At 53.4% G+C, this 21,910-nt stretch carries 23 protein-coding genes; 8 read left to right on the top strand and 15 right to left on the bottom strand.

The features are described 5' to 3' along the window. The first annotated feature begins 15 nt into the window (after positions 1-15). Both ACIPDS_RS07370 and ACIPDS_RS07365 read left to right on the top strand, forming a co-directional pair. Complete coding sequence (locus ACIPDS_RS07370) at positions 16-735, top strand: DUF2884 domain-containing protein (RefSeq protein WP_166515553.1); 720 nt, start codon at positions 16-18, stop codon at positions 733-735. Positions 736-845: 110 nt separating this feature from the next. Continuing rightward, a complete protein-coding gene (locus ACIPDS_RS07365) occupies positions 846-1,850 on the top strand; it encodes a DUF1202 family protein (protein ID WP_400734253.1) in 1,005 nt (334 codons plus the stop codon). A 239-nt stretch (positions 1,851-2,089) separates the two neighbouring features. Here ACIPDS_RS07365 and hemW read toward each other — a convergent pair whose 3' ends face one another. From hemW to ACIPDS_RS07340, 5 genes are read right to left on the bottom strand one after another with little or no spacing between them, the layout of a single operon-like run. Beyond that, positions 2,090-3,226 (bottom strand): radical SAM family heme chaperone HemW, encoded by a 1,137-nt coding sequence (gene hemW, locus ACIPDS_RS07360; protein WP_400734251.1) that lies wholly within the window; start codon positions 3,224-3,226, stop codon positions 2,090-2,092. Beyond that, a complete protein-coding gene (locus ACIPDS_RS07355; protein ID WP_400734249.1) occupies positions 3,219-3,812 on the bottom strand; it encodes an XTP/dITP diphosphatase in 594 nt (197 codons plus the stop codon). Before ACIPDS_RS07355 ends, hemW begins: the two co-directional genes overlap by 8 nt. Positions 3,813-3,820: 8 nt before the next feature. Continuing rightward, the gene (gene yggU / locus ACIPDS_RS07350) at positions 3,821-4,111 is read right to left on the bottom strand and encodes a DUF167 family protein YggU (RefSeq protein WP_166515557.1); all 291 of its coding nucleotides are present in this window, start codon (positions 4,109-4,111) and stop codon (positions 3,821-3,823) included. After that, a complete protein-coding gene (locus tag ACIPDS_RS07345; RefSeq protein WP_400734247.1) occupies positions 4,108-4,674 on the bottom strand; it encodes a YggT family protein in 567 nt (188 codons plus the stop codon). The genes yggU and ACIPDS_RS07345 overlap by 4 nt, the downstream gene beginning before the upstream one ends. An 18-nt stretch (positions 4,675-4,692) precedes the next feature. Next, positions 4,693-5,397, bottom strand: coding sequence for a YggS family pyridoxal phosphate-dependent enzyme (locus ACIPDS_RS07340; protein ID WP_400734244.1), 705 nt, complete (start codon positions 5,395-5,397; stop codon positions 4,693-4,695). A gap of 16 nt (positions 5,398-5,413) precedes the next feature. Here ACIPDS_RS07340 and ACIPDS_RS07335 point away from each other — a divergent pair, with 16 nt between their 5' ends. Next, positions 5,414-6,436, top strand: a complete 1,023-nt coding sequence (locus ACIPDS_RS07335) for a type IV pilus twitching motility protein PilT (RefSeq protein WP_400734241.1) — start codon at positions 5,414-5,416, stop codon at positions 6,434-6,436. 490 nt (positions 6,437-6,926) lie between these two features. Further along, positions 6,927-7,580, top strand: coding sequence for a LuxR C-terminal-related transcriptional regulator (locus ACIPDS_RS07330; protein WP_166515561.1), 654 nt, complete (start codon positions 6,927-6,929; stop codon positions 7,578-7,580). A gap of 58 nt (positions 7,581-7,638) precedes the next feature. Here the strand turns inward: ACIPDS_RS07330 and ruvX are convergent, their stop codons facing one another. The 8 genes from ruvX to metK form a co-directional block, all read right to left on the bottom strand. Continuing rightward, entirely contained in the window at positions 7,639-8,055 is a 417-nt protein-coding gene (ruvX, locus tag ACIPDS_RS07325) for a Holliday junction resolvase RuvX (protein WP_166515562.1), read from the bottom strand. Continuing rightward, positions 8,055-8,618 carry a YqgE/AlgH family protein gene (locus tag ACIPDS_RS07320; protein ID WP_166515563.1) on the bottom strand — a complete coding sequence of 188 codons (564 nt, stop codon included), beginning with the start codon at positions 8,616-8,618 and terminating at the stop codon, positions 8,055-8,057. The genes ruvX and ACIPDS_RS07320 overlap by 1 nt, the downstream gene beginning before the upstream one ends. 146 nt (positions 8,619-8,764) lie before the next feature. Beyond that, the gene (gene gshB / locus ACIPDS_RS07315; protein ID WP_166515564.1) at positions 8,765-9,712 is read right to left on the bottom strand and encodes a glutathione synthase; all 948 of its coding nucleotides are present in this window, start codon (positions 9,710-9,712) and stop codon (positions 8,765-8,767) included. A 12-nt stretch (positions 9,713-9,724) separates the two neighbouring features. Further along, positions 9,725-10,456 carry a 16S rRNA (uracil(1498)-N(3))-methyltransferase gene (gene rsmE / locus ACIPDS_RS07310; RefSeq protein ID WP_400734237.1) on the bottom strand — a complete coding sequence of 244 codons (732 nt, stop codon included), beginning with the start codon at positions 10,454-10,456 and terminating at the stop codon, positions 9,725-9,727. A gap of 77 nt (positions 10,457-10,533) precedes the next feature. Next, on the bottom strand, positions 10,534-11,241 hold the full coding sequence (gene endA, locus ACIPDS_RS07305; protein ID WP_166515566.1) for a deoxyribonuclease I: 708 nt from the start codon (positions 11,239-11,241) through the stop codon (positions 10,534-10,536). A gap of 94 nt (positions 11,242-11,335) precedes the next feature. After that, the gene (locus ACIPDS_RS07300) at positions 11,336-11,836 is read right to left on the bottom strand and encodes a SprT family zinc-dependent metalloprotease (RefSeq protein WP_400734233.1); all 501 of its coding nucleotides are present in this window, start codon (positions 11,834-11,836) and stop codon (positions 11,336-11,338) included. Positions 11,837-11,992: 156 nt separating this feature from the next. Continuing rightward, the gene (locus ACIPDS_RS07295; protein WP_166515568.1) at positions 11,993-13,387 is read right to left on the bottom strand and encodes a sugar porter family MFS transporter; all 1,395 of its coding nucleotides are present in this window, start codon (positions 13,385-13,387) and stop codon (positions 11,993-11,995) included. 578 nt (positions 13,388-13,965) lie between these two features. Next, the gene (metK, locus tag ACIPDS_RS07290; protein WP_166515569.1) at positions 13,966-15,120 is read right to left on the bottom strand and encodes a methionine adenosyltransferase; all 1,155 of its coding nucleotides are present in this window, start codon (positions 15,118-15,120) and stop codon (positions 13,966-13,968) included. A gap of 139 nt (positions 15,121-15,259) precedes the next feature. Between metK and ACIPDS_RS07285 the strand changes: the two genes are divergently transcribed. The 4 genes from ACIPDS_RS07285 (at position 15,260) to speB (ending at position 19,081) form a co-directional block, all read left to right on the top strand. After that, the gene (locus tag ACIPDS_RS07285; protein WP_400734229.1) at positions 15,260-15,535 is read left to right on the top strand and encodes a hypothetical protein; all 276 of its coding nucleotides are present in this window, start codon (positions 15,260-15,262) and stop codon (positions 15,533-15,535) included. Positions 15,536-15,759: 224 nt separating this feature from the next. Continuing rightward, positions 15,760-15,891, top strand: coding sequence for an acid stress response protein YqgB (gene yqgB, locus ACIPDS_RS07280; RefSeq protein WP_156484201.1), 132 nt, complete (start codon positions 15,760-15,762; stop codon positions 15,889-15,891). A gap of 8 nt (positions 15,892-15,899) precedes the next feature. Further along, entirely contained in the window at positions 15,900-17,876 is a 1,977-nt protein-coding gene (gene speA / locus ACIPDS_RS07275; RefSeq protein ID WP_166515571.1) for a biosynthetic arginine decarboxylase, read from the top strand. A gap of 284 nt (positions 17,877-18,160) precedes the next feature. Continuing rightward, on the top strand, positions 18,161-19,081 hold the full coding sequence (speB, locus tag ACIPDS_RS07270) for an agmatinase (protein WP_123652553.1): 921 nt from the start codon (positions 18,161-18,163) through the stop codon (positions 19,079-19,081). Between the two features lie 187 nt (positions 19,082-19,268). On the opposite strand, the gene ACIPDS_RS07265 is transcribed toward speB, so the two are convergent. Together ACIPDS_RS07265 and ACIPDS_RS07260 are read right to left on the bottom strand one after the other, a co-directional pair. Continuing rightward, a complete protein-coding gene (locus tag ACIPDS_RS07265) occupies positions 19,269-20,537 on the bottom strand; it encodes an OprD family outer membrane porin (protein ID WP_400734225.1) in 1,269 nt (422 codons plus the stop codon). A gap of 389 nt (positions 20,538-20,926) precedes the next feature. Continuing rightward, a complete protein-coding gene (locus ACIPDS_RS07260; RefSeq protein WP_400734222.1) occupies positions 20,927-21,685 on the bottom strand; it encodes a M48 family metallopeptidase in 759 nt (252 codons plus the stop codon). Positions 21,686-21,910 lie beyond the last annotated feature (225 nt).

The following is a 21,910-nucleotide window of genomic DNA, read 5'->3' as shown; positions in this document are numbered from 1 at the left end:
TCTAAAGGGAAAGTTATGATGCGCAAAACGCTGCTGGCGACAGTTCTCACGTTCTCGGCGATGTCCGCCCACGCTGACTATGAATGCAGCGTCACCCCCCGCGATGATGTCGTTATCAGCCCGCAAACCGTGCAGGTTAAAGGCGAGAACGGCAATCTGGTGATCACCCCAAGCGGTGACGTCACCTTTAACGGTAAAGCCTATACGCTCACTGCCGCTCAGCGCGAGCAGGCAAAAGATTATCAGACCGAGCTGCGCAGCGCGCTGCCGTGGATTGATGAAGGCGCGCTCGCACGCGTTGAGAAAGGCCGCGTGGCGCTGGATAAAATCATCGCCAAAGAAGTGGGTGAAAGCAGCAATATGCGCGGTCGCCTGACCAAGCTTGATGCCCAGCTTAAAGAGCAGATGAACCGGATTATTGAGCATCGCAGCGATGGCTTAACCTTCCACTATAAAGCTATCGATCAGGTTCGCGCCGACGGTCAGCAACTGGTGAATCAGGCCATGGGCGGGATCCTCCAGGACAGTATCAATGAGATGGGCGCTAAAGCCGTTCTCAAAGGCGGCGGCAACCCGCTGCAAGGCGTGCTGGGCAGTTTAGGCGGCCTGCAAACCTCAATTCAGAATGAGTGGAAAAACCAGGAAGCCGATTTCAAAGCTTTCGGTAAAGATGTGTGCAGCCGCGTGGTGTCGCTTGAGGACAACCGTAAAGCGCTGGTGAGTACGCTCAAGTAAGCGCGTATCGGCTACCTGTTCCCTACAGGTAGCCAGAATCAGATTTCGTTTATCCTTCTCCTATTTGCAAATTCCGTATGATGACGCCTCACTCATAAAAGGAATTGCCGATGAAACTCGCCTGGAAATATGGAGTGCTCTTACTGAGCTGCGTTGCCCTTCATGCCCTAGCCGCCGAAAATACCCCCACAGATGATGTTATTAAGCAGCAGTTTGCCAGGCAGTCTGGTGGCCTGATGCAGATGGATAATCTTAAACTTCAACCGATTAGTGCCGTAGGGAATCAGGCCACCTATACGGTGGAAGGGGATATGACATCCACTGATAACCTTTATAGCCTTGTCGGTGCTGCCGGGGATTATCTTTTCTATGAGCGCACCTGGACCAAAGGCCATCCGGTAAAATTTTCCGCAATGATGACCGCGGTAGGCACTCAAGCCTCTGGCTGGCGAACCGAGTTTTTCTCGATGCAAATGGCGGCGAAAAATGCGGGAAGACCGTTTAGTGGCAAAGAAGATCTCAGTAAAGCCCTCATTGTTAACGACAGCGGTTTTATGGCGCAGTTTGCGAAACTGGACGCCCAATTTGCGCAGAGCAAAGTCACCGTAGAGAAGCAAAAAGTGCAGCAGGCTGAGTTGGTTAAAGAGATTGCAAAATTAGACGAGCAAATTAAAGATTCCTGGGGCAAGGATGCGAACGGTAAGCCGCTCGATCGCAGCGCGGTGCAGCAGGCGCTCAATGCACAACTGTATGAAGTTGACCGCAAAAACGATATGAACAGATTTGCCAACCACTACTACGTTACCGTGTTTGAACCTGCGCTGGTGGCGTGTCAGAAAAAAGCGGTCTGCGATGATAAACCGATACGCGCTGCGAGCGATAAGGCACTTGAGGAACAAAAACAGGAATACTATCGCCAGCACAATCTGATGGAAGAAAAGAACAAAGCCGTCATGGCGGAAAAAGATAAAAAAGTGGCACCGTTGCTGAAAAAACGCGAGGAGTTACAGGGGCAGATGGTGGTACTGGATTCCAGTAACTATGAGCTTAAAAGCGATTATACCCAGTGGATTGAAGGGGTTGAAAGAATGCGCAAAGAGGGCGTGATTCAGTAATCGCGTCTTCCCGGCGGCGCTGCGCTTGGCCGGGCTACTGGTCCGTACCTGGTCATATTTAGACCTGAAAGCAGCGCGCTATCAGGCAACATCGCGCAGATTGCCGGATGGCGGCTACGCCTTATCCGGCCTACACAAATCAGTAGCCCTGGTGAGGAATTGACGCCGCCCCCAGGATTATTCGCCGAGGAACAACTCCAGTGCGTAGCCCGGGCGAGGCGTTTTCGCCGACCCCGGGATTATTCGCCGAGGAATAACTCCAGCAGCGAATTTAAAAACAGCTTCCCGTGCTCGGTAATCTGCCAGTACTGCTCACATTCGGTCAGGTAATTTTGCGCCAGCGCTTCATCAAGCTGCGCGCGAATCACGCTTTCATCAAGCCCCGTGTAGGCGCTAAATTCTGCGCGAGGCGCGGGCTCCAGCAGGCGGAAGCGGTTCATAAAGAACTCAAACGGCTTATCGCTATTTTCCACATCGTGCTGGCGTTCCAGATAACGCCCTTCCATATAGCCACGCGGGTGGCGGGTTTTTGCCGTGCGCAGAATTCGCCCGTCCGGGAACGTCACCTTACCGTGCGCGCCACAGCCAATACCGAGGTAATCGCCAAAACGCCAGTAGTTAAGATTGTGCTGACACTGATAGCCAGGCTTTGCGTAGGCCGAGGTTTCATATTGCTGGTAGCCTGCGGCGGTCAGCAGTTGATGACCCTGCTCGAAGATATCCCACAGGTCATCGTCGTCCGGTAAAACCGGCGGACGCGAACCAAACAGCGTATTAGGCTCAATGGTCAACTGATACCAGGAAAGATGCGGCGGTGCCAGTTCTATCGCCTGACGCAGATCGTCCAGCGCTTCTTCCAGCGACTGATCCGGCAGACCGTGCATCAAATCGAGGTTAAAGCTGCGCAGCCCTAAACCGGTCGCCAGATGGGCTGCGCGCTTGGCTTCTTCCGGGCCGTGGATACGTCCCAGACGCTTGAGCTTGGTCTCGCTAAAGCTCTGCACGCCGATGGAGATGCGGTTGACGCCCGCGCGCTGATATTCGACGAAACGGTCGGCTTCCACCGTGCCCGGGTTCGCTTCCATGGTAATTTCGGCATCAACGGCCAGCGTCAAACGCGCCCGCACGCCGTCCAGCAGCGTTTGCATCGCCGGGCCTGACAGCAGGCTTGGTGTACCGCCGCCGATGAAAATGGTTTTGACTTCACGCCCCTGCGCATAGGCCAGGTCTGCGTCTAAATCGCTCAGCAAATGCTGTACATAATCATCGTGCGGAACTTCGCCCTTCAACGCGTGCGAGTTGAAGTCGCAGTACGGGCATTTTTGCACGCACCACGGAATATGAATGTAGAGACTCAGCGGCGGCAGCTTAACCATTACGCAGCGCTTCCAGCAGCAGCTTCAACGCCTGACCGCGGTGGGAAATGGCAATCTTCTCTTCACGCGTCAATTCGGCAGCCGTTTTGCCTTCAGAAGGCACGAAGAAGATGGGATCGTAGCCAAAGCCACCGGCACCCGCAGGTTGGCGAGCGATCGCGCCCGGCCAGCGACCGTGGCATACCAGCGGCGTCGGATCTTCTGCGTGACGCATATATACCAGCACACAGTGGAACTGCGCCTGACGCTTATCGTCGGGGACGTCTTTCAGGGTTTCCAGCAGCTTTTCAAGATTCTGCTGGTCGGTGGCATCCTCGCCGGAGTAACGAGCGGAATAGATGCCCGGCGCGCCGCCAAGCACATCGACGGCTAAACCAGAGTCGTCGGCAATAGCCGGCAGACCGGTGATTTGAGCGGCGTGGCGTGCCTTTAAAATCGCGTTTTCGATAAAGGTCAGGCCGGTCTCCTCGGCTGACTCAACGCCAAGCTCGGTCTGGGCGACAATATCCAGACCAAAATCGGCGAGCAGCGAGGCGAGCTCGCGCACTTTACCGGCGTTACCGGTAGCGAGAACAACTTTTTGCATGGGAAATCCTAATTTATCAGGGCGTCGACACCCGAAGGGATCTGTTGCGGATGAATAATTTTAACCTGTTTATGCCGCCCCAGTTCACCTTTCTCGATGACAACCTGGCTTTTGGCGACCTTAAACTGTTTGGCGAGATACTTCACCAGATGGGCATTGGCTTGCCCGTCTACAGGCGGGGCGGTGATGGCGACTTTTAACTCGTCGCCATGCTCACCGACAATCGCGTCACGGCTGGCTTTGGGCTGGATATACAGCCGCAAAACCAGCCCATCATCACAAGGTGTGACGGCACTCATAGCGCCATCCACAGCCCCGGCAGCAGGACATTACCGGTTGCCTGGAGTAACTCGGCAATGCCGATGTTAACCACGTACAGCAGCAGAACCAGCACCATCGGTGAGAAATCGATCCCGCCCATCGACGGCAGCAGACGACGGATAGGGCGCAGCAGCGGCTCGGCCAGCTGCATCAGCACGAATTCAACCGGGCTACGGCCCTGGCTTACCCAGCTCATGATAGCCATCAGCAGCAGTACCCAGAAGATCAGCAGACCAATGGTTTTTAGCAGGATGAGGACCGCGGCAATCCAGATAATCGGCTGGAAGGTGATGACCATAAACAGCACGATGGCTTTCAGGACACACAGCACAAAGGCCAGCAGTAATGATGAGCTGTCCAGCGGCCCCATCGGTGGAATAACACGGCGCAGCGGGCCCACAATTGGCTGAGTAATCTTCACCACAAACTGGGAGAACGGGTTGTAAAAATCACAGCGCGCCCACTGCATCCAGACGCGCAGCAGTAACACCATTGTGTACAGTTCAATGACTGTGGAGAGCAGGAAGGTCAACGTCTTCATGGCGTTTCTTGAGGTTCCTTATTTTTTTGTGTAATCACGCGCACCGAAAATCGCGGTGCCGATGCGTACCATTGTACTACCTGCCGCGATGGCGGCTTCCATATCATCGGACATACCCAGAGATAATGTGTCTACGGTCGGATAAACCGCTTTGAGCCGCTCAAATGCTACCGCCATTTGACTGGCGACGGCAAACTGCCGGTCATAGTCGTGCTCCGGCGCGGGGATAGCCATCAGCCCGCGCAGGCAAAGATTTGGCAATGCGGCAATCTCGGCTGCCAGCGCATCAACTGCCTCGGGCGCAATACCGGACTTACTCTGTTCATCACTGATATTAATTTGAATCAGTACGTTAAGCGGTGGCATCTCTTTTGGACGCTGCTCGCTTAAGCGAACCGCAATTTTCAGCCGGTCGACGGTATGGCACCAGTCAAAATGTTCGGCGACAAGGCGGCTTTTATTGGACTGCAGCGGGCCAATAAAGTGCCACTGCAATGCTTTCTCGCCTTTTTCGCGGAAGTGGCAGATTTTCTCCACCCCTTCCTGAACATAGTTTTCACCAAATGCCGTTTGGCCTGCGGCAATCGCTTCTTCGACGGCGCTCGCAGGTTTGGTTTTACTGACTGCAAGCAAGGTCACTTCTTCTGAATCCCGGCCGCAACGCGCTGCTGCCGTTGAGATTTTCTCCCTGACCTGTGCCAGGTTATGCGCAATATCGTTCATATGTTCTGGTGGGTCTATGGATATACAAGAAATCGTGGCGCTTAGTGTAAAGCATAATGTCTCCGATCTACACCTGTGTAGCGGCGGTATGGCACGTTGGCGCAGGGCTGGAAGGCTGGAAAAGGCACCCTTTAACGCGCCGTCACCGGAAGCGTTGTTATCGCAATGGTTAAGTGACGCGCAAAATGCGGAGTGGAGACATCGCAGGCAGCTTGATTTCGCGCTGGCGCTAGAGGGATGCCCACGGCTGCGCGCCAGCGCCTTTATGCAAAACGGCGGCGTTTCGCTAGTTCTGCGCCTGCTCCCCACGCGTTGCCCAACGCTTGACGAGTTACATACGCCCGTGGCGTTGGCGGAGCTGTTACATGAAGACAGTGGCCTGATTCTGGTGACCGGGGCAACGGGGAGCGGCAAATCGACCACGCTTGCCGCGATGGTGGACTATCTTAACCATCATCTTGCAGGCCATATTCTGACGCTGGAAGACCCGCTTGAGTTTTTGCATACCAGCGATCGCTGCCTGATTTCACAACGTGAGGTTGGCTTACATGCGCCTTCATTTGCCGAGGCGCTGCGGGTGGCTTTGCGCCAGGATCCCAACGTTATCTTGCTGGGGGAGCTGCGAGACAGCGAAACCATTCGGCTGGCATTAACCGCCGCGGAAACCGGACATCTTGTGCTGGCGACCTTACATACCCGCGGGGCTGCCGAGGCTATTGAACGACTTCTTGATGTGTTCCCGGCGGCCGAGAAAGAGCCGGTGCGCTGTCAGCTTGCCAGCAGCCTGTGTGCCGTGCTGGCGCAAAAATTACAGGCCAATGGCGCTGGCGGACGCGTGGCCTTGTTTGAACTGTTGGTCAACACCTCTGCCGTCGGCAATCTTATCCGTGAAGGTAAAACCCACCAACTTGCTGGGGTGATGCAGACCAGCCTGCAGTCAGGAATGCAGACATTTAGTCAAAGTTATCAGCAAAGGCTTAAGGCTGGTATGCTGCAAAAGGCGGAAGATATATCGTTTCCTCTCAGCCCATTTGTTTGATTCATCATTCATATTATTATTCAGAAACAAATTCTGCGCTATCACATTGCTTATATGGGTAATGTGATGCGCGCAGGGTTTTTTAAATTAATATCCTGCTAATAACTCAATTAATGTCCATATTTGTAAACTGTCTTTTTGTCACTGTTGCATTAATGTTCTTTTTTGTGATTTTGGCGTGAGTTTTTATCGGGCGGAAATAAAACTTCCTACGACGTTTATTCTAATAGATTTATAGGGAGTAAGCCGCAGGGATGAGAATAATGTAATTGGCGGATTACATTATGTTGCGTAGACTTACAAAAAAAGGTTGATATTGTTTTGACACTTCTAAGGTCTTCGTTCTATGCTATTTGTGTAATTAGGACTAATCTTATGAAATAGAATTTCACATTTGACACCGTCCTTATTATTAATGGTATTAGGTTTGCCTTTGCTTTGAGTTATTTAAACACCATGATGGTGGACATAAACTATGGAGAGTTTCAAAATGTTTGAAGTGACAGAGAGTGTATCTAATTCCCGCAAGCTTATCCTTATCACCCATCCGTCAGTACAAGCAAATGCGTTTGCAAACTATCTTACTGAATTACTATCAGTTTCTGTAGATGTTCATAACATCAACAAACCGCTGACGCACCGCCATAACAAGGGCGTCGTGGTCCTGTTTGATATCGCTGTCTCTAACAAGAAGCTGAACGGTATCTGGCGAGATATTATCCGTACCCAGTTTGATTGTCCGCGCCTGCTGATTATTAATAGCGCGCAGAAGTATGAATTATACGAAATGGCACAGTGGCCAGCATTGTACGGCGTTTTCCGTCATGACGACGAGGAATCGCGCTTAATTGAGGGCGTCAAAGCGGTCTTAAACGGCGAGCAGACGGCTGAATTGAGCGTGATGCACCCGGCGATGTATGCAGTAGAACAGACTCCCGAAACGCATGACAGCGTGCCGTTGACTGAACGTGAGTGCGAAATTCTCAACGAATTACGCCACGGCGCAACCAATATGGATATTGCACGCGCTTTGTTCATCAGTGAAAATACCGTGCGTACTCACCTGTATAATGTATTCCGCAAATTAAGCGTGAAAAACAGAACGCAGGCAGTCAGCTGGGCGAATGAAAATCTGCGCCACTAATCTAAATTAGCCGCATATTCTGGTGAGTTCCCGGGATGTTTTCCCGGGAGCCGTCAGTCTAGAAGCCTTGATCAAAATAACTTTCCAGAATCACTACCGCAGACGCGGAGTCGACGCTGCCTTTATTCAGGGCACGAAATCCACCGTGCTCAAATAATCCGGCGCGAGCCTCCACGGTACTTAGCCGCTCGTCATGCAAGGTAATCGACACCCCAAAACGACCGTGAATTTTATTGGCAAAATTACGCGCGCGCGCGGTGAGCGGTTGTTCGCTACCGTCCATATTCAGCGGTAAACCAACCACCACCGTCTCCGGTTGCCACTCTTTAAGCAGGCGAGCAATGATGTTCCAGTCCGGCGTGCCATCCTGCGCTTTTATTGCGGTTAAGGGGCGAGCGGTGCCGGTAATTCGCTGACCAATGGCAACGCCAATGCTGCGAGTTCCAAAATCAAAAGCCAGCAGTGTTCCACTCATTATGCATGCCCCGCAGCGCCTGACATGGTCAGGATGTTGATACCAATGAGTTTAGCTGCATCTTTCCAGCGTTCGCTAATCGGCGTTTTAAACAGGATATTTAAATCAGCGGGCGCGGTGAGCCAGGCATTATCAAGGATCTCTTGCTCAAGCTGCCCTTTTTCCCATGAAGCGTAACCCAGTGCGACCAACACGTCAGTAGGCTGGCGCTCGGTGCCCAGCGTCTCCAGCACGTCACGGGAAGTGGTGACAATGGTGTTATCGGAGATACGGATGCTTGATGAAAACGATGCCGGTGGCGTATGGACGATAAAGCCACGATCCTCAGCCAGCGGGCCGCCCAGCATGACCGGTTTATCCAGACGAATGGCAGGATCGCGCGGATCGGGCGTTATCTTGAGCTTTTCAAGAATGCCTTCGATCTGTAGGTTTTCGAGCGGTTTATTAATAATGATCCCCATCGCGCCGTCGTCGTTATATTCGCAGATATAGACCACGGAACGGCGGAAGATAGGATCCTGAAGGGATGGCATAGCAATGAGGAAATGATGCTGTAAATTCATTATCAGAGATTCTTGTCCTGTTTCAAAAAGCAGCAGCGCTCAGTATGAGGGGAAAGTGTACTGCTGTCACCAGGCTTGCCCGCGTACATCTGGGTCATCAAGCCTGGCTGGCGGCGGGTTCCCTCCCGCCGTTTAAAGGCAACGTCTTATTTTTGCAAACGTTTTTCGATAGCGTCCATCAGCATGCCGGTAATCGAAATCGGATATTCCGCTTCGATTTCACGCACGCAGGTTGGGCTCGTCACGTTAATTTCCGTCAGGCGATCGCCGATAATATCGAGGCCGACAAAGATAAGCCCTTTGGCTTTCAGCGTCGGACCGACTTTACGCGCGATAGCCCAGTCGCTTTCGCTCAACGGACGCGGTTCACCACGACCGCCAGCGGCCAGATTACCACGGGTTTCGCCGCCTTGTGGAATACGCGCCAGACAGTAAGGCACCGGCTCACCGTCAATGACCAGTACGCGCTTGTCGCCGTCTTTGATTGCAGGCAGGTAGTTCTGCGCCATGCAGTAGCGGCTGCCCAGTTCGGTCAGGGTTTCGGCAATCACGCCAATATTCGGATCGCCTTCCTTCACGCGGAAGATAGACGCGCCGCCCATGCCGTCGAGCGGCTTCATGATGATGTCGCCGTGCTGTTGCCAGAATGCTTTCAACTGGGCCTTATTACGCGTCACCAGCGTTTCAGGCGTGAGGTCGGAGAACCAGGCGGTAAATAACTTCTCGTTACAATCGCGCAGGCTCTGCGGCTTGTTAACGATAAGCGTACCTTTCTCTTCGGCGCGCTCAAGAATATAGGTGGCGTAGATAAACTCAGTATCAAACGGTGGATCTTTACGCATCAAAATGACGTCGAGATCGGCCAGTTTGATCTCCTGCTCGCTGCCGAATTCGTACCATTTGTCGTAGTTCTGCTCAACGCTCAGCAGACGCGTGCGCGCATGTGATTCGCCGTTTAGCAGATACAGATCGTTCATCTCCATATAATGGAGTTCATAACCGCGACGTTGTGCTTCCAGCAGCATAGCGAAGCTGGTGTCTTTCTTGATGTTGATGCTTGCGATGGGATCCATCACGATGCCGAGCTTGATCATTATTGTTCTCCTTTAACCCAGGTCGCCAAAGCGCACCTGCAGTGCGGTGATGGCGGTGAGTGCGGTAGTCTCTGTGCGCAAAACGCGAGGCCCCAACAGAATATCAGTAAACTGGTAGCGTGCGGTCATGGCAATTTCATCCGCTGACAGGCCGCCTTCCGGGCCAATCAGTAAACGCACGCGTTCGACCGGCTGTGGCAACGTGTTGATGCTGGCGCTGGCGCGCGGATGCAGGTTGAGCTTAAGCGCATCGTCCTGCTCGGCACACCAGTCTTCAACGTCCATCGCCGGGCGAATTTCCGGCACAACGTTACGACCGCACTGCTCGCAGGCGGCAATAGCGATTTTCTGCCACTGCTGAAGCTTCTTATTCAGACGCTCGGCATCCAGTTTAACCCCGCAGCGCTCAGAAAAAAGTGGCGTAATGAGGCTTACCCCCAGTTCTATCGATTTCTGGATAGTGAATTCCATTTTATCGCCCCGCGACATCACCTGACCAAGGTGAATATGAACCGGCGATTCGCGGCAGTCCATCTCGCCGCGCTGGATCTCGACCACCACACTCTTTTTATTCGCCTCGGTGATAACCGCATCAAAAACCTGATTGCTGCCATCGAACAGCTGAATTTCCTGGCCCTTGCCCATGCGCAGGACGCGGCCAACGTGGTTTGCGGCATCTTCGCACAGCGCGATTTGTGTGCCGACGGTGATCGGTTCCGGGTGATAAATGCGGGGGATACGCATAGTCTGACTTCCATCTGTGGCTATGCCCTCGCAATTTGAGGAGGGCAGGGGAAATGAATGATTGCCGCTAGTGTAGGTTAGCTCTTTTGTGCCTGGCAAGCCTGCAACACATATGGATTATGATTGCCCTGAACTTTGGCAATACGGATATCGCGCTGACACTCCCACTCACTGACCGGATACATTTTATCCCAGGCGTTAAATAGCTGGGTTTGCTGACGAGATAAGGTCAGGTTGTAGCGATCGCGCATATAGAAGTAGATGCGGGCGATGGCGCCGCGAGAGCGCGCCGGTGGCTCAGCCACTTTGCCTTTGAAGTCTACCTTCATGCCGCACTGGCCGTACTGACCCTCGCCGCCATTCCACTGGCTGTACATAAAGTTGCCGCGGTCGCCGTTTACCTCGCCAACGGCGGGTTGCAGGTTATGCATATCGCTTTCCATTTTGCGATATTCCGGGTCTTTGGCGCAGTTTTTTCTGCCGCCATCCTGCCAGCACTGGCGCTGATGGCCAAACTGCCAGGCAGGAACCACATGCTCCCACTCCACGCGGCTCGCACGGTTTTCATTCTTACGCACTTTATAGCCGCACGATTCCAGATCTATAACGCCCTTCTTGCCCTGCCAGTTGATTTTACAGCCGCAGTAGAAGTCGCCGGGCACGTCATTGTTGATCTTTACCCCGGCGGTTTTGGCCTGAGAAAAACTGTGGATACCTTCGGCCAACGCCTGACCTGAGAGTGCCGTCGCCAGAAACGCGGCGGCAAAAGACAAATTACGGTACATCACGAACTCCATCGTAAAACGAGCCCGCAACGTAACGAATGTGGTTGTCATATGCAATCAGTTAGAGCGGAAAACTTCCTGATATTTCCAATGGTTATATTTCTGCAACCAACGGCTCGCCGCAGTGGACGCAGCGGTAGGTGGCTTCGCCGCGCAGCACGCGATTATGGCGGCGCACGGTGAGCTGGTGTTGCTGGCAACGGCAACGATAGGGATAGGTTTGACGCTGGATGGAGTTAAGTTCGAATTGATGCGTACGACGCGCCGGAACGCCAAGCACGCTCTCCATCATCCATTTCCACTCTTTGCCGTGCGGCGCGACACGGCCAAAGTGTTTCCACACCAGCAGGTGAGCCAGTTCGTGCGGGACGACTTCGTCAATAAAGGCTTGCTGGTTTTCCTGTAACAGTACCGGGTTCAGGCGAATTTCATACTTTTGCAGCCATGCCGTACCGGCGGACGTTCCGCGCTGCTGGTAAACCAGCTTTGGCTCAGGGTAATCGCGACCCAGCGCCAGGTTGGCCTGAGCGAGTTTCTCCCGCAGGCTGCGCATGACGTTTTGCTGAATGGCGATAGGAATACGAGGGGTTTTCATAACGGCTGAGGATAGAGCGAGACGTACACAGGCGCAAGAGGAAGCTTCCAGACAACGGTATCAGTCGTGGATTCCCGGAGTCGGCTTACGCCTCGTCCGGGCCACAAATTTTGCGTAGGCCGGATAAGGCGTAGCCGCCATCCGGCGTCATTCAGGTTAGTCGCGAGAACCAATTTCGCGCAGCGGACGGCCTTGCATCAGGTTACGTTCAATGTGTTCCAGAGAGACGTTTTTGGTTTCTGGAATCAGCCACAAGGTCAGGAAGATGAACAGCACGTTCAGGCCGCCGTATACCCAGAAGGTGTTGGCGCTGCCCAGCGAGTTCAGCATGGTCAGGAAGGTTGCCCCGACGATCATGTTCGCAATCCAGTTAGTGGCCGTAGAACAGGTGATACCAAAATCGCGGCCTTTCAGCGGCTGGATTTCAGAACACAGTACCCAAATCAGCGGGCCGGCGCTCATGGCGAAGCCAACGATGAACATCAGCAGCATCAGTACCGCGGTGTACTGAGCCGTGGCGGAGTGGATGCCGACGTGCATCATTGAACCCAGTACGCCCATACCAACCGCCATCACGATAAAGCCGAGAATAAGCGTAGGTTTACGGCCCCAGCGGTCAACCAGGCCGATAGCGATAAAGGTGGCCAGTACGTTGGTCAGACCCACGATGACGGTGCCCCACATCTGTTCGGTGGTGTTGGTGTAGCCCGCCAGTTCAAAAATCTTCGGCGCGTAGTACATGATGACGTTCATACCGGTGAACTGTTGCATCACCTGCAGCAGGACGCCAAGGAACACCGCGCGACGGAAGTTGCTGTTTTCTTTAAACAGCGCCCAGCCGCTTTGTTTCACCTTCAGGCTTTCGCGAATTTCATCCAGCTCGCGTTTGGCTTCAGCGCTGGTATCACGCAGACGCAGCAGCACGCGTTCGGCATCGTTAAAGCGACGTTTCGCCGCAAACCAGCGCGGGCTGTCCGGCAGGAAGATAACGCCAATCAGCAGTAGAACCGCTGGAATGATGATAACGCCCAGCATCCAGCGCCATGCGCCGCTGTAGCTAAAGGCGGTATCGGAAAGATACGCTCCCAGAATCCCGATAGTAATCATCAACTGGTACATCGAAATCATACTGCCGCGGATTTTTTCCGGCGCGATTTCTGACAGGTACAGCGGTGCGGTGTAAGACGCCACGCCCACTGCCAGGCCGAGCAGCACGCGAGAAATCAGCAGCACTTCAACGTTTGGCGCAGCCGCAGAGAACAGGGAACCGGCAACGAACAGGATAGCGCCGATCATCAGGCTTTTCTTACGGCCTAATTTGAACGATAGCCAGCCGCTGCCGACGGCACCGACGGCGGCCCCGAACATCATTGAGCTGACCACCCACTCTTGCGTATGGGAGCTAAGCTGGAAATCGGTAGTAATGAAGGGTAGAGCACCGGCAATAACGCCGATATCAAGGCCGAACAGCAGTCCGGCCAGAGCGGCTAAGAAACAGACAAAAAAGGTCATTGTCTTGTTAGAGCGACCCTGTTTTTTATTGTTAGGCATTATGCCCTCCAGTTGAGTCATTGATTTTGTAGATGCTTAGGGTAGGAGACTATGCGGTAAAAAAATGTGATAACAATCACGACTGTGTAATCGGTTACACTGAGGTTTAAGTTGATTAAAAGTTAAATGTTATATTAATCATTAATTTAATGGAGTTTCAGATAAAGTAAAAAGCGTAATTATGAGACTTTACTGAAACACAACGCATTAATATGAAAAGCTGTTTCATGGTGTCGCATCAGGGCTTATGCGGTGAGGAAGTGTCAATGTAATCGCTTTCACATAATTGTATGGAATTGTAACTTGTTACGTAAAAGATATGAATGCTATGGCATTGATATTTCCCCGGCGTCGCTGCGCTCGGCCGGGCTACCGATTGATGTAGGCCGGATAAGGCATAGCCGCCATCCGGCAATGTGCGCGGTTATGCCTGATGGCGCGTAGCTTATCAGGCCTACATGTTGTCAATGCCCACAGTATCTACGGGATAGCATCGCTCGGCCGAGCAACGCGACGCTGGGAACAGCGCCCATAAAAAAAGCCAGCACAAGGCTGGCTTTCATCAAAACGGGTAAACCTTATTTCAGGCCAGCCGCTTCGCGCAGCAGGGCTGCTTTGTCGGTTTTTTCCCATGGGAAATGTTCGCGACCGAAGTGACCGTAAGCTGCCGTCTCTTTGTAGATTGGGTGCAGCAGGTCCAGCATCTGAATCAGGCCGTATGGACGCAGGTCGAAGAACTCGCGTACCAGCAGGGTCAGCTGTTCAGTTGGCACTTTCTCGGTACCGAAGGTTTCCACCATGATGGAGGTCGGTTCTGCTACGCCGATTGCGTAGGAAACCTGAATCTCACAGCGATCAGCCAGACCGGCAGCTACGATGTTTTTTGCAACATAACGCGCAGCGTAGGCGGCAGAACGGTCAACTTTTGATGGATCTTTACCGGAGAATGCACCGCCGCCGTGGCGAGCCATGCCGCCGTAGGTATCCACGATGATTTTACGACCGGTCAAGCCGCAGTCGCCCATTGGGCCGCCGATAACGAAACGACCGGTTGGGTTGATGAAGAATTTGGTGGATGCGTTCAGCCATTCAGTTGGCAGTACCGGCTTGATGATCTCTTCCATCACCGCTTCTTGCAGTGATTTCTGGTCGATGCTTTCTGCGTGCTGAGTGGACAGGACGACTGCATCAATACCCACGATTTTGCCATCGTCGTACTGGAAGGTGACCTGGCTTTTTGCATCCGGGCGCAGCCACGGCAGGGTGCCGTTTTTACGCACTTCAGCCTGACGCTGCACCAGACGGTGAGCGTAGGTGATTGGCGCTGGCATCAGCACGTCGGTTTCGTTGGTTGCATAACCGAACATCAGACCCTGGTCGCCTGCGCCCTGTTCCAGCGGGTCGGTGCGGTCTACGCCCTGATTGATGTCTGGAGACTGTTTACCAATTGCGCTCAGTACTGCACAGGAGTTGGCATCAAAGCCCATATCCGAATGCACATAGCCAATATCGCGAACGGTCTGACGGGTGATCTCTTCGATATCAACCCATGCGCTGGTGGTGATTTCACCGCCAACCAGCACCATACCGGTTTTGACGTAGGTTTCACACGCTACGCGGGCTTTTGGATCCTGCTCGAGGATCGCATCCAGCACGGCGTCAGAAATTTGGTCCGCAATTTTGTCAGGATGCCCTTCGGATACAGACTCGGACGTAAAAAGGTGTTTTGCCATATTTAATATCACCCAATAGGAATTTGGTTAGCTCAAACTGTCGTGCCGTTTCGTCACGATGGAGGATTCTACCATGGACTAACGGACTGTTGTCACTGGAAGTCTGAGTGTTAATCGGTATAGATGGATTAACATCTGGATGGCTATTTTAGGTCACTTGTTCATCGTATTGCCAGTTTTTTTTGAGGTTGCTCTCATTCTGCCAGGTTATGACATGGCAATTTTTCCTGACACCGTTGGCAATGCGCGTATTTATCTTTTGCATTTTTATCGTCTTATCGGTATAAAACGCCGCGCGCGGCTCATACCAAAAGCACACATTATTTTCGACGTGTTGCCACTTCCAGCCGGGCTAAACTATTACGTTGGCTTGTGGGTCGTCTTTCGGGGCGGTCGTGGAGGTGATTCAAGATAATGAACCGTTGTATTGCACCGATTCTGTTGCGCCATTCAGGCGCGGACACATCCCCCATTTCTGCTTTTTATACCAGCCGATGTTCTACCCATTTCGGCGCTTCTCAAGACTCCAGAGCCGGTCGGTAACGGACGAATGAACAAGGGCGCTCTTGCTCCGGCAAGGGTTTTCTCGTGGTTTCGCTGAACCGTGACTGCAGGTTCAGGTGCGTGTTTTACTATGATATGAATAAGAAACCGGTCGCACAGTCGGTGCGCCAGCATGTTGTGCTGGCTAATCAGGCTGCTTATGGGTTGTTATCGCAACGTTACGCTGCGATAGTAGTTAACTGTTTTACACTTGTTATAAATAATTGAGGTTCGCTATGTCTGACGACATTTCATTGGATTCGCTTTCGTCAGCAGGCGAACGCGGTGTACTACGTTCCATGCAGGAGGTTGCGATGAGCTCCCAGGAAGCCAGCAAAATGCTACGCACATACAACATTGCCTGGTGGGGCAATAACTACTACGACGTCAACGAGCTTGGCCACATCAGCGTCTGCCCAGACCCCGATGTCCCCGAAGCCCAGGTTGACTTAGCCGAGCTGGTTAAGGCCCGTGAAGCACAGGGGCAACGCTTGCCTGCGCTATTCTGCTTCCCGCAGATCCTGCAGCATCGCCTGCGCTCGATTAACGCGGCGTTCAAACGCGCGCGTGAATCCTATGGCTACAAAGGCGACTATTTCCTGGTTTACCCGATTAAGGTTAACCAACATCGTCGCGTCATTGAGTCGCTCATCCATTCCGGCGAACCGCTGGGGCTGGAAGCCGGTTCAAAAGCGGAACTGATGGCGGTACTGGCACATGCGGGCATGACCCGTAGCGTGATCGTCTGTAACGGCTATAAAGACCGTGAATATATTCGTATGGCGCTGGTGGGCGAGAAGATGGGCCACAAGGTCTATCTGGTCATCGAGAAGATGTCTGAAATCGCCATTGTGCTGGAAGAAGCTGAACGCCTGAACGTAGTACCACGCCTCGGCGTACGTGCGCGCCTGGCCTCTCAGGGTTCCGGTAAATGGCAGTCCTCCGGCGGTGAAAAATCCAAGTTCGGCCTGGCGGCAAACCAGGTGCTGCAACTGGTGGAAATTCTGCGTGAACGTGGTCGTCTGGACAGCATTCAACTGCTGCACTTCCACCTGGGTTCACAGATGGCGAACATTCGCGATATCGCCACCGGCGTGCGCGAATCAGCCCGTTTCTACGTTGAACTGCATAAGCTCGGCGTCAATATTCAGTGCTTCGACGTTGGCGGCGGTTTGGGCGTGGACTATGAAGGCACCCGCTCACAGTCCGACTGCTCCGTGAACTACGGTTTGAACGAGTACGCTAACAACATCATCTGGGCGATTGGCGATGCCTGTGAAGAGCACGGCCTGCCGCACCCGACGGTGATCACGGAATCAGGTCGTGCAGTTACGGCGCACCATACGGTGCTGGTGTCTAATATCATCGGCGTGGAGCGTAGCGAACACACCGAAGCCACGCCTCCGGCTGACGATGCGCCGCGCGCGCTGCAAAGCATGTGGGAAACCTGGCAGGAGATGCACGAGCCGGGCACCCGCCGCTCGCTGCGTGAATGGCTGCATGACAGCCAGATGGATCTGCATGATATTCACGTCGGCTACTCCTCAGGCACCTTTAGCCTGCATGAGCGCGCGTGGGCAGAACAGCTGTATCTGAATATGTGTCATGAAGTGCAAAAGCAGCTCGACCCGAGCAACCGTGCGCATCGCCCGATTATTGACGAGTTGCAGGAGCGCATGGCGGACAAGATTTACGTCAACTTCTCCTTGTTCCAGTCCATGCCGGATGCGTGGGGTATCGATCAGCTGTTCCCGGTAATGCCGCTGGAAGGTCTGAATCAGGTGCCAGAGCGTCGCGCGGTGCTGCTGGATATCACCTGTGACTCTGACGGGGCTATCGACCATTACGTCGACGGTGATGGCATTGCCACCACAATGCCAATGCCGGAATACGACCCGGAGAACCCGCCGATGCTGGGCTTCTTCATGGTGGGTGCGTATCAGGAGATTCTGGGTAACATGCACAACCTGTTCGGCGATACCGAAGCGGTTGACGTGTTCGTCTTCCCTGACGGCAGCGTGGAGGTTGAGCTGTCTGATGAAGGTGATACCGTGGCGGACATGCTGCAATACGTGCAGCTGGACCCGAATACTCTGCTGACGCAGTTCCGTGACCAGGTTAAGAACACCGATCTGGACGAGGCGCTGCAACAGCAGTTCCTGGAAGAGTTTGAGGCTGGGTTATACGGCTATACTTATCTGGAAGACGAGTAAGTTACGGGGCCCCTCACCCTAACCCTCTCCCCAAAGGGGCGAGGGGACTGAGCGGTGCGGTCTGTTTTTTTCGCGCTCAAAAGGTCGGCCGCTTTTCTCCCTCTCCCTCAGGGAGAGGGCCGGGGTGAGGGGACAAGCCGCACGAGAGTCGACAGGCTTGAATCCGTACAAATTAACGACGATAATCCGTCGCAAATATGCAGCTATCTAATCAATCCCTTCCTCGTCGGGCCTAACGACGCGGAGGGGATTTTTTTTACCGTGATTTTATAAGAGGTCAGCACATGAGCACCTTGGGTCATCAATACGACAACTCCCTGGTTTCCAACGCATTTGGTTTTCTTCGTCTGCCGATGAACTTCATGCCGTACGATAGCGATGCGGATTGGGTGATTACCGGCGTCCCGTTTGATATGGCGACCTCCGGTCGTGCCGGCGGTCGTCACGGCCCGGCGGCGATTCGTCAGGTTTCCACTAACCTGGCCTGGGAACACAACCGCTTCCCGTGGAACTTCGATATGCGCGAGCGCCTGAACGTGGTGGACTGCGGTGACCTGGTTTACGCCTTCGGTGATGCCCGTGAAATGAGCGAAAAGCTGCAGGCGCATGCGGAAAAACTGCTGGCCGCCGGTAAGCGCATGCTCTCTTTCGGTGGTGACCACTTCGTGACCCTGCCGCTGCTGCGCGCGCACGCAAAACATTTCGGTAAAATGGCGCTGGTGCATTTTGATGCCCACACCGATACCTACGCTAACGGTTGCGAGTTTGACCACGGCACCATGTTCTTCACCGCACCGAACGAGGGGCTCATCGACCCGAACCATTCTGTGCAGATTGGTATCCGTACCGAATTCGACAAAGACAACGGTTTCACCGTGCTGGATGCCGGTCAGGTGAACGATCGTACCGTGGACGATATCATCGCCCAGGTGAAACAGATCGTTGGCGATATGCCGGTTTATCTGACGTTTGATATCGACTGCCTGGATCCAGCATTTGCGCCGGGTACCGGTACGCCGGTGATTGGTGGTCTGACGTCTGACCGTGCAATTAAACTGGTTCGCGGTCTGAAAGACCTGAACATCGTGGGTATGGACGTGGTGGAAGTGGCACCAGCTTACGATCAGTCTGAAATCACCGCTCTGGCGGCGGCGACGCTGGCGCTGGAAATGCTCTACATCCAGGCGGCGAAGAAGGGCGAGTAAGCCTTTACAGGGTTTCCCGGCGGCGCTGCGCTTGGCCGGGCTACCACACGCACGTAGGCCTGATAAGCTACGCGCCATCAGGCATAACCGCGCAGATTGCCGGATGGCGGCTACGCCTTATCCGGCCTGTGCCAAACGGTAGCCCGGCCGAGGCGTTTACGCCGACGCCGGGAAACCCTGCTCAATATTAAAACGCGTTAAACGGATACTCGACGTAAACGCGTACTTCATTACCGCTCACGTTATAGTCGCTGGCGTTGCTCGACACGCGCAGCACCGAGTAGCGCACTTTAAACTTCAGATCTTTTGCCACGCCGTCCTGAACCTGGTATTGCACCTGGTTGAACCACTCATGCTCTTTACCGTTACTGGTTTCTGCCGTCTTGATGTTGTCACCACGCACGTAAGCGGTGGTCCAGCTCAGTCCCGGCAAGCCCAGGCCGCCGAAGTCCAGCGCATAGGACGCCTGCCATGAACGCTCATCTTCGCCATTAAAATCAGACCAGTAGGAGTTCGCAAGCCAGATGGTGTTGCCGCCATCACCGACGCCACCCTGATTCTGATAGCTGCCGTAATGATAGCCGGTGCTACCGCTACTTTGCTGATAGGCAATCTTGAAGGTATGAATATCCCAGATATAGCTGGTCGCCAGGCTCCAGATAGAGTTGCTGCGCCCGGTATCCAGCGAGTCTGCGTACTCGCTGTCAAGGCGAGAGTTATAGCCGTTAAAGTCGAACACCAGCTTCTGTTCAGCCGCCAGCGGCTGCGCGTAGTTCAGGCCGAGGTACTGCTTGTTCAGTACGTCTTCTACGTGGGAGGCGTAGAGCGCGCCGCTCAACTGGTCGTTGAACTGATAGCTAGCGCCGCCAAAGGTGATGCTTTTCAGGCCGCTGTTGTGGCTGTCGTCGCTTTTACGCTGTTGGTCGGTAAGATAGCCGGCGCTAACATCCAGGCCGGTAATTTCTTTAGAGTTCAGCATGGCACCAGTGTAGCTTTCGTACAGCATGCGCGATTCGTCGGCGGTGATGATAGGCAGCGCCGGACGCTGGCTGCCGTAGCTTAATACGGTGTTAGAGAAGCGCATTTTGGCCGTTGCGCCAAATTTCGCGAGATCGGATTTCGCGCGACCGTCGTTATCCTGGGCAAAGAAATCGATGCCGCCCGCGCCGCTGTTACCGCGGCCTCCGTCAAGACGCACGGCATACTGTGCAATACCATCTACGCCAAAGCCAATTGGGCCTTGAGTAAAACCTGATTCAAAGGTCGCAATAATGCCCTGACCCCATTCGCTTTTATCATGCAAACCGTCGCGATAATCGCGTTTGATATAAGCGTTGCGTAAAAACAGATCCAGATGGCTGTCATCAACAAATCCCTGGCTATCAGATTGCTGGCTGGCAAATGCGGGCGCAGAGGCAATAATACTCAAGGCAACTAAGGTTAATTTATTTTTCACGGAGGGAACTTCTCTATTTATATAACGGTCGAATTATGTTGTTTCAAATTCGATATTCGCCTGAAAAAATGTCAAAAGCAATCATTCTATGAATAGATGTTTCGCCGTAACGCCGTTTCAAGGGATGGTTGACTCCGCGCGGGCTGCGCAGTTATAGACTATTTAAAATTCCGGCAAGTGAGCGGTGGGAAAGAGAAAAAACAGCGCTTTATATTAATGTGCAGGATAAATGATTGGGCCTCGCCGTGACGGCTTATATATTTCTCTGAACTTGCATCTGCGTATATTTAACGGTTTGTGCGCTTAAATTATCAATTGATGCCGTTTAGCCTGATGAATATTTTTTCTTATTACGGTAGGTGAGGGGGTAATATTGCCCCCTCAATGGACTACTTAATTCCGTCCGCGCTCAAGCGTTCGCGGATGTGCTGCGCGCGTTCTTGTGAACCGGGGTGATCGTCAAACATGGAGCTTTGACGACCATCTTCGAGTTTGGCCAGTTTCTCGAAGCTTGTCGCCAGCCCGGTTGGATTGATGCCACGCTGGCGCAGCAGATCGTAGGAATAGTCGTCCGCTTCCGCTTCCTGACGCTGGGAGAACTGGGAGTTGACCAGCTTCTCACCCAAATCGCCCAACTGCGACTGGGAGAGGTTACCGACGATCCCGCCAGCTGATGCCGCTGCCGCGCGCAGGGCGTTGGTGCCCATAGCGACCTGCATCCCTTTTTTCACATGGCCCAGCGCAACGTGGCCCATCTCGTGACCGACAACTGCTTCGACTTCATTATCATTCATCATGTCCATCAGGCCGCTATAAACGCGAATACAGCCGTTGGCCATGGCAAAGGCGTTAACGTCTTTGGCGACGTAGACTTTATAGTTCACCGGCTGACCATTGATATTGTCGCCGAGCGCGCCGGCAATCTTATTCAGGCGCTTCACATAGTCGCTGCCAGCGGGGGCAATGGTAGCCTTACTGTCCATATCCTTACAGGCCTGATCGCTTAGGGCAATCACCTGCTCATCGCTTAAGGAGAAAGCCTGAAGGGCGCCAGTGCCCGAGTTCATTAAGCCGTTTGAGTCCATATTCTGACAGCCGCTCAGCAGCAACGTCGCACCGAGAGCCAATACCATCGCCCGTTTTTTCATGAGATTGCTTCCAAAGTCGTTTATCTGAAAGTGCCCTGGATTCATATCGCCAGAGTTTTGCTAAGTATAAAGAATATCGCGAGTTGCGGGCGAGTGGATTACATCTTGTTAACCTCTGTTCCAGAGATTTCTGAATACGCAAAAGGATGCTCCATGTACATGCTTTGTCGCATAGGTTACATTGTTGGCACTTTTTTCTGGCATTAACCGTAACGTCTGCGCCTC

This window comes from Kluyvera sp. NPDC087067 (genome assembly GCF_044745165.1).
In the GTDB taxonomy this organism is placed as follows: Bacteria; Pseudomonadota; Gammaproteobacteria; order Enterobacterales; family Enterobacteriaceae; genus Kluyvera.
This window is presented reverse-complemented; position numbering and strand designations above follow the sequence as displayed.

Excerpts from the sequence above, each read along its gene's own strand:
- ACIPDS_RS07370 (WP_166515553.1), top strand. The coding sequence starts at position 16 with ATGATGCGCAAAACGCTGCTGGCGACAGTTCTCACGTTCTCGGCGATG.
- ACIPDS_RS07365 (WP_400734253.1), top strand. The coding sequence starts at position 846 with ATGAAACTCGCCTGGAAATATGGAGTGCTCTTACTGAGCTGCGTTGCC.
- hemW (WP_400734251.1), bottom strand. The coding sequence starts at position 3,226 with ATGGTTAAGCTGCCGCCGCTGAGTCTCTACATTCATATTCCGTGGTGC.
- ACIPDS_RS07355 (WP_400734249.1), bottom strand. The coding sequence starts at position 3,812 with ATGCAAAAAGTTGTTCTCGCTACCGGTAACGCCGGTAAAGTGCGCGAG.
- yggU (WP_166515557.1), bottom strand. The coding sequence starts at position 4,111 with ATGAGTGCCGTCACACCTTGTGATGATGGGCTGGTTTTGCGGCTGTAT.
- ACIPDS_RS07345 (WP_400734247.1), bottom strand. The coding sequence starts at position 4,674 with ATGAAGACGTTGACCTTCCTGCTCTCCACAGTCATTGAACTGTACACA.
- ACIPDS_RS07340 (WP_400734244.1), bottom strand. The coding sequence starts at position 5,397 with ATGAACGATATTGCGCATAACCTGGCACAGGTCAGGGAGAAAATCTCA.
- ACIPDS_RS07335 (WP_400734241.1), top strand. The coding sequence starts at position 5,414 with ATGGATATACAAGAAATCGTGGCGCTTAGTGTAAAGCATAATGTCTCC.
- ACIPDS_RS07330 (WP_166515561.1), top strand. The coding sequence starts at position 6,927 with ATGTTTGAAGTGACAGAGAGTGTATCTAATTCCCGCAAGCTTATCCTT.
- ruvX (WP_166515562.1), bottom strand. The coding sequence starts at position 8,055 with ATGAGTGGAACACTGCTGGCTTTTGATTTTGGAACTCGCAGCATTGGC.
- ACIPDS_RS07320 (WP_166515563.1), bottom strand. The coding sequence starts at position 8,618 with ATGAATTTACAGCATCATTTCCTCATTGCTATGCCATCCCTTCAGGAT.
- gshB (WP_166515564.1), bottom strand. The coding sequence starts at position 9,712 with ATGATCAAGCTCGGCATCGTGATGGATCCCATCGCAAGCATCAACATC.
- rsmE (WP_400734237.1), bottom strand. The coding sequence starts at position 10,456 with ATGCGTATCCCCCGCATTTATCACCCGGAACCGATCACCGTCGGCACA.
- endA (WP_166515566.1), bottom strand. The coding sequence starts at position 11,241 with ATGTACCGTAATTTGTCTTTTGCCGCCGCGTTTCTGGCGACGGCACTC.
- ACIPDS_RS07300 (WP_400734233.1), bottom strand. The coding sequence starts at position 11,836 with ATGAAAACCCCTCGTATTCCTATCGCCATTCAGCAAAACGTCATGCGC.
- ACIPDS_RS07295 (WP_166515568.1), bottom strand. The coding sequence starts at position 13,387 with ATGCCTAACAATAAAAAACAGGGTCGCTCTAACAAGACAATGACCTTT.
- metK (WP_166515569.1), bottom strand. The coding sequence starts at position 15,120 with ATGGCAAAACACCTTTTTACGTCCGAGTCTGTATCCGAAGGGCATCCT.
- ACIPDS_RS07285 (WP_400734229.1), top strand. The coding sequence starts at position 15,260 with ATGGCTATTTTAGGTCACTTGTTCATCGTATTGCCAGTTTTTTTTGAG.
- yqgB (WP_156484201.1), top strand. The coding sequence starts at position 15,760 with ATGAATAAGAAACCGGTCGCACAGTCGGTGCGCCAGCATGTTGTGCTG.
- speA (WP_166515571.1), top strand. The coding sequence starts at position 15,900 with ATGTCTGACGACATTTCATTGGATTCGCTTTCGTCAGCAGGCGAACGC.
- speB (WP_123652553.1), top strand. The coding sequence starts at position 18,161 with ATGAGCACCTTGGGTCATCAATACGACAACTCCCTGGTTTCCAACGCA.
- ACIPDS_RS07260 (WP_400734222.1), bottom strand. The coding sequence starts at position 21,685 with ATGAAAAAACGGGCGATGGTATTGGCTCTCGGTGCGACGTTGCTGCTG.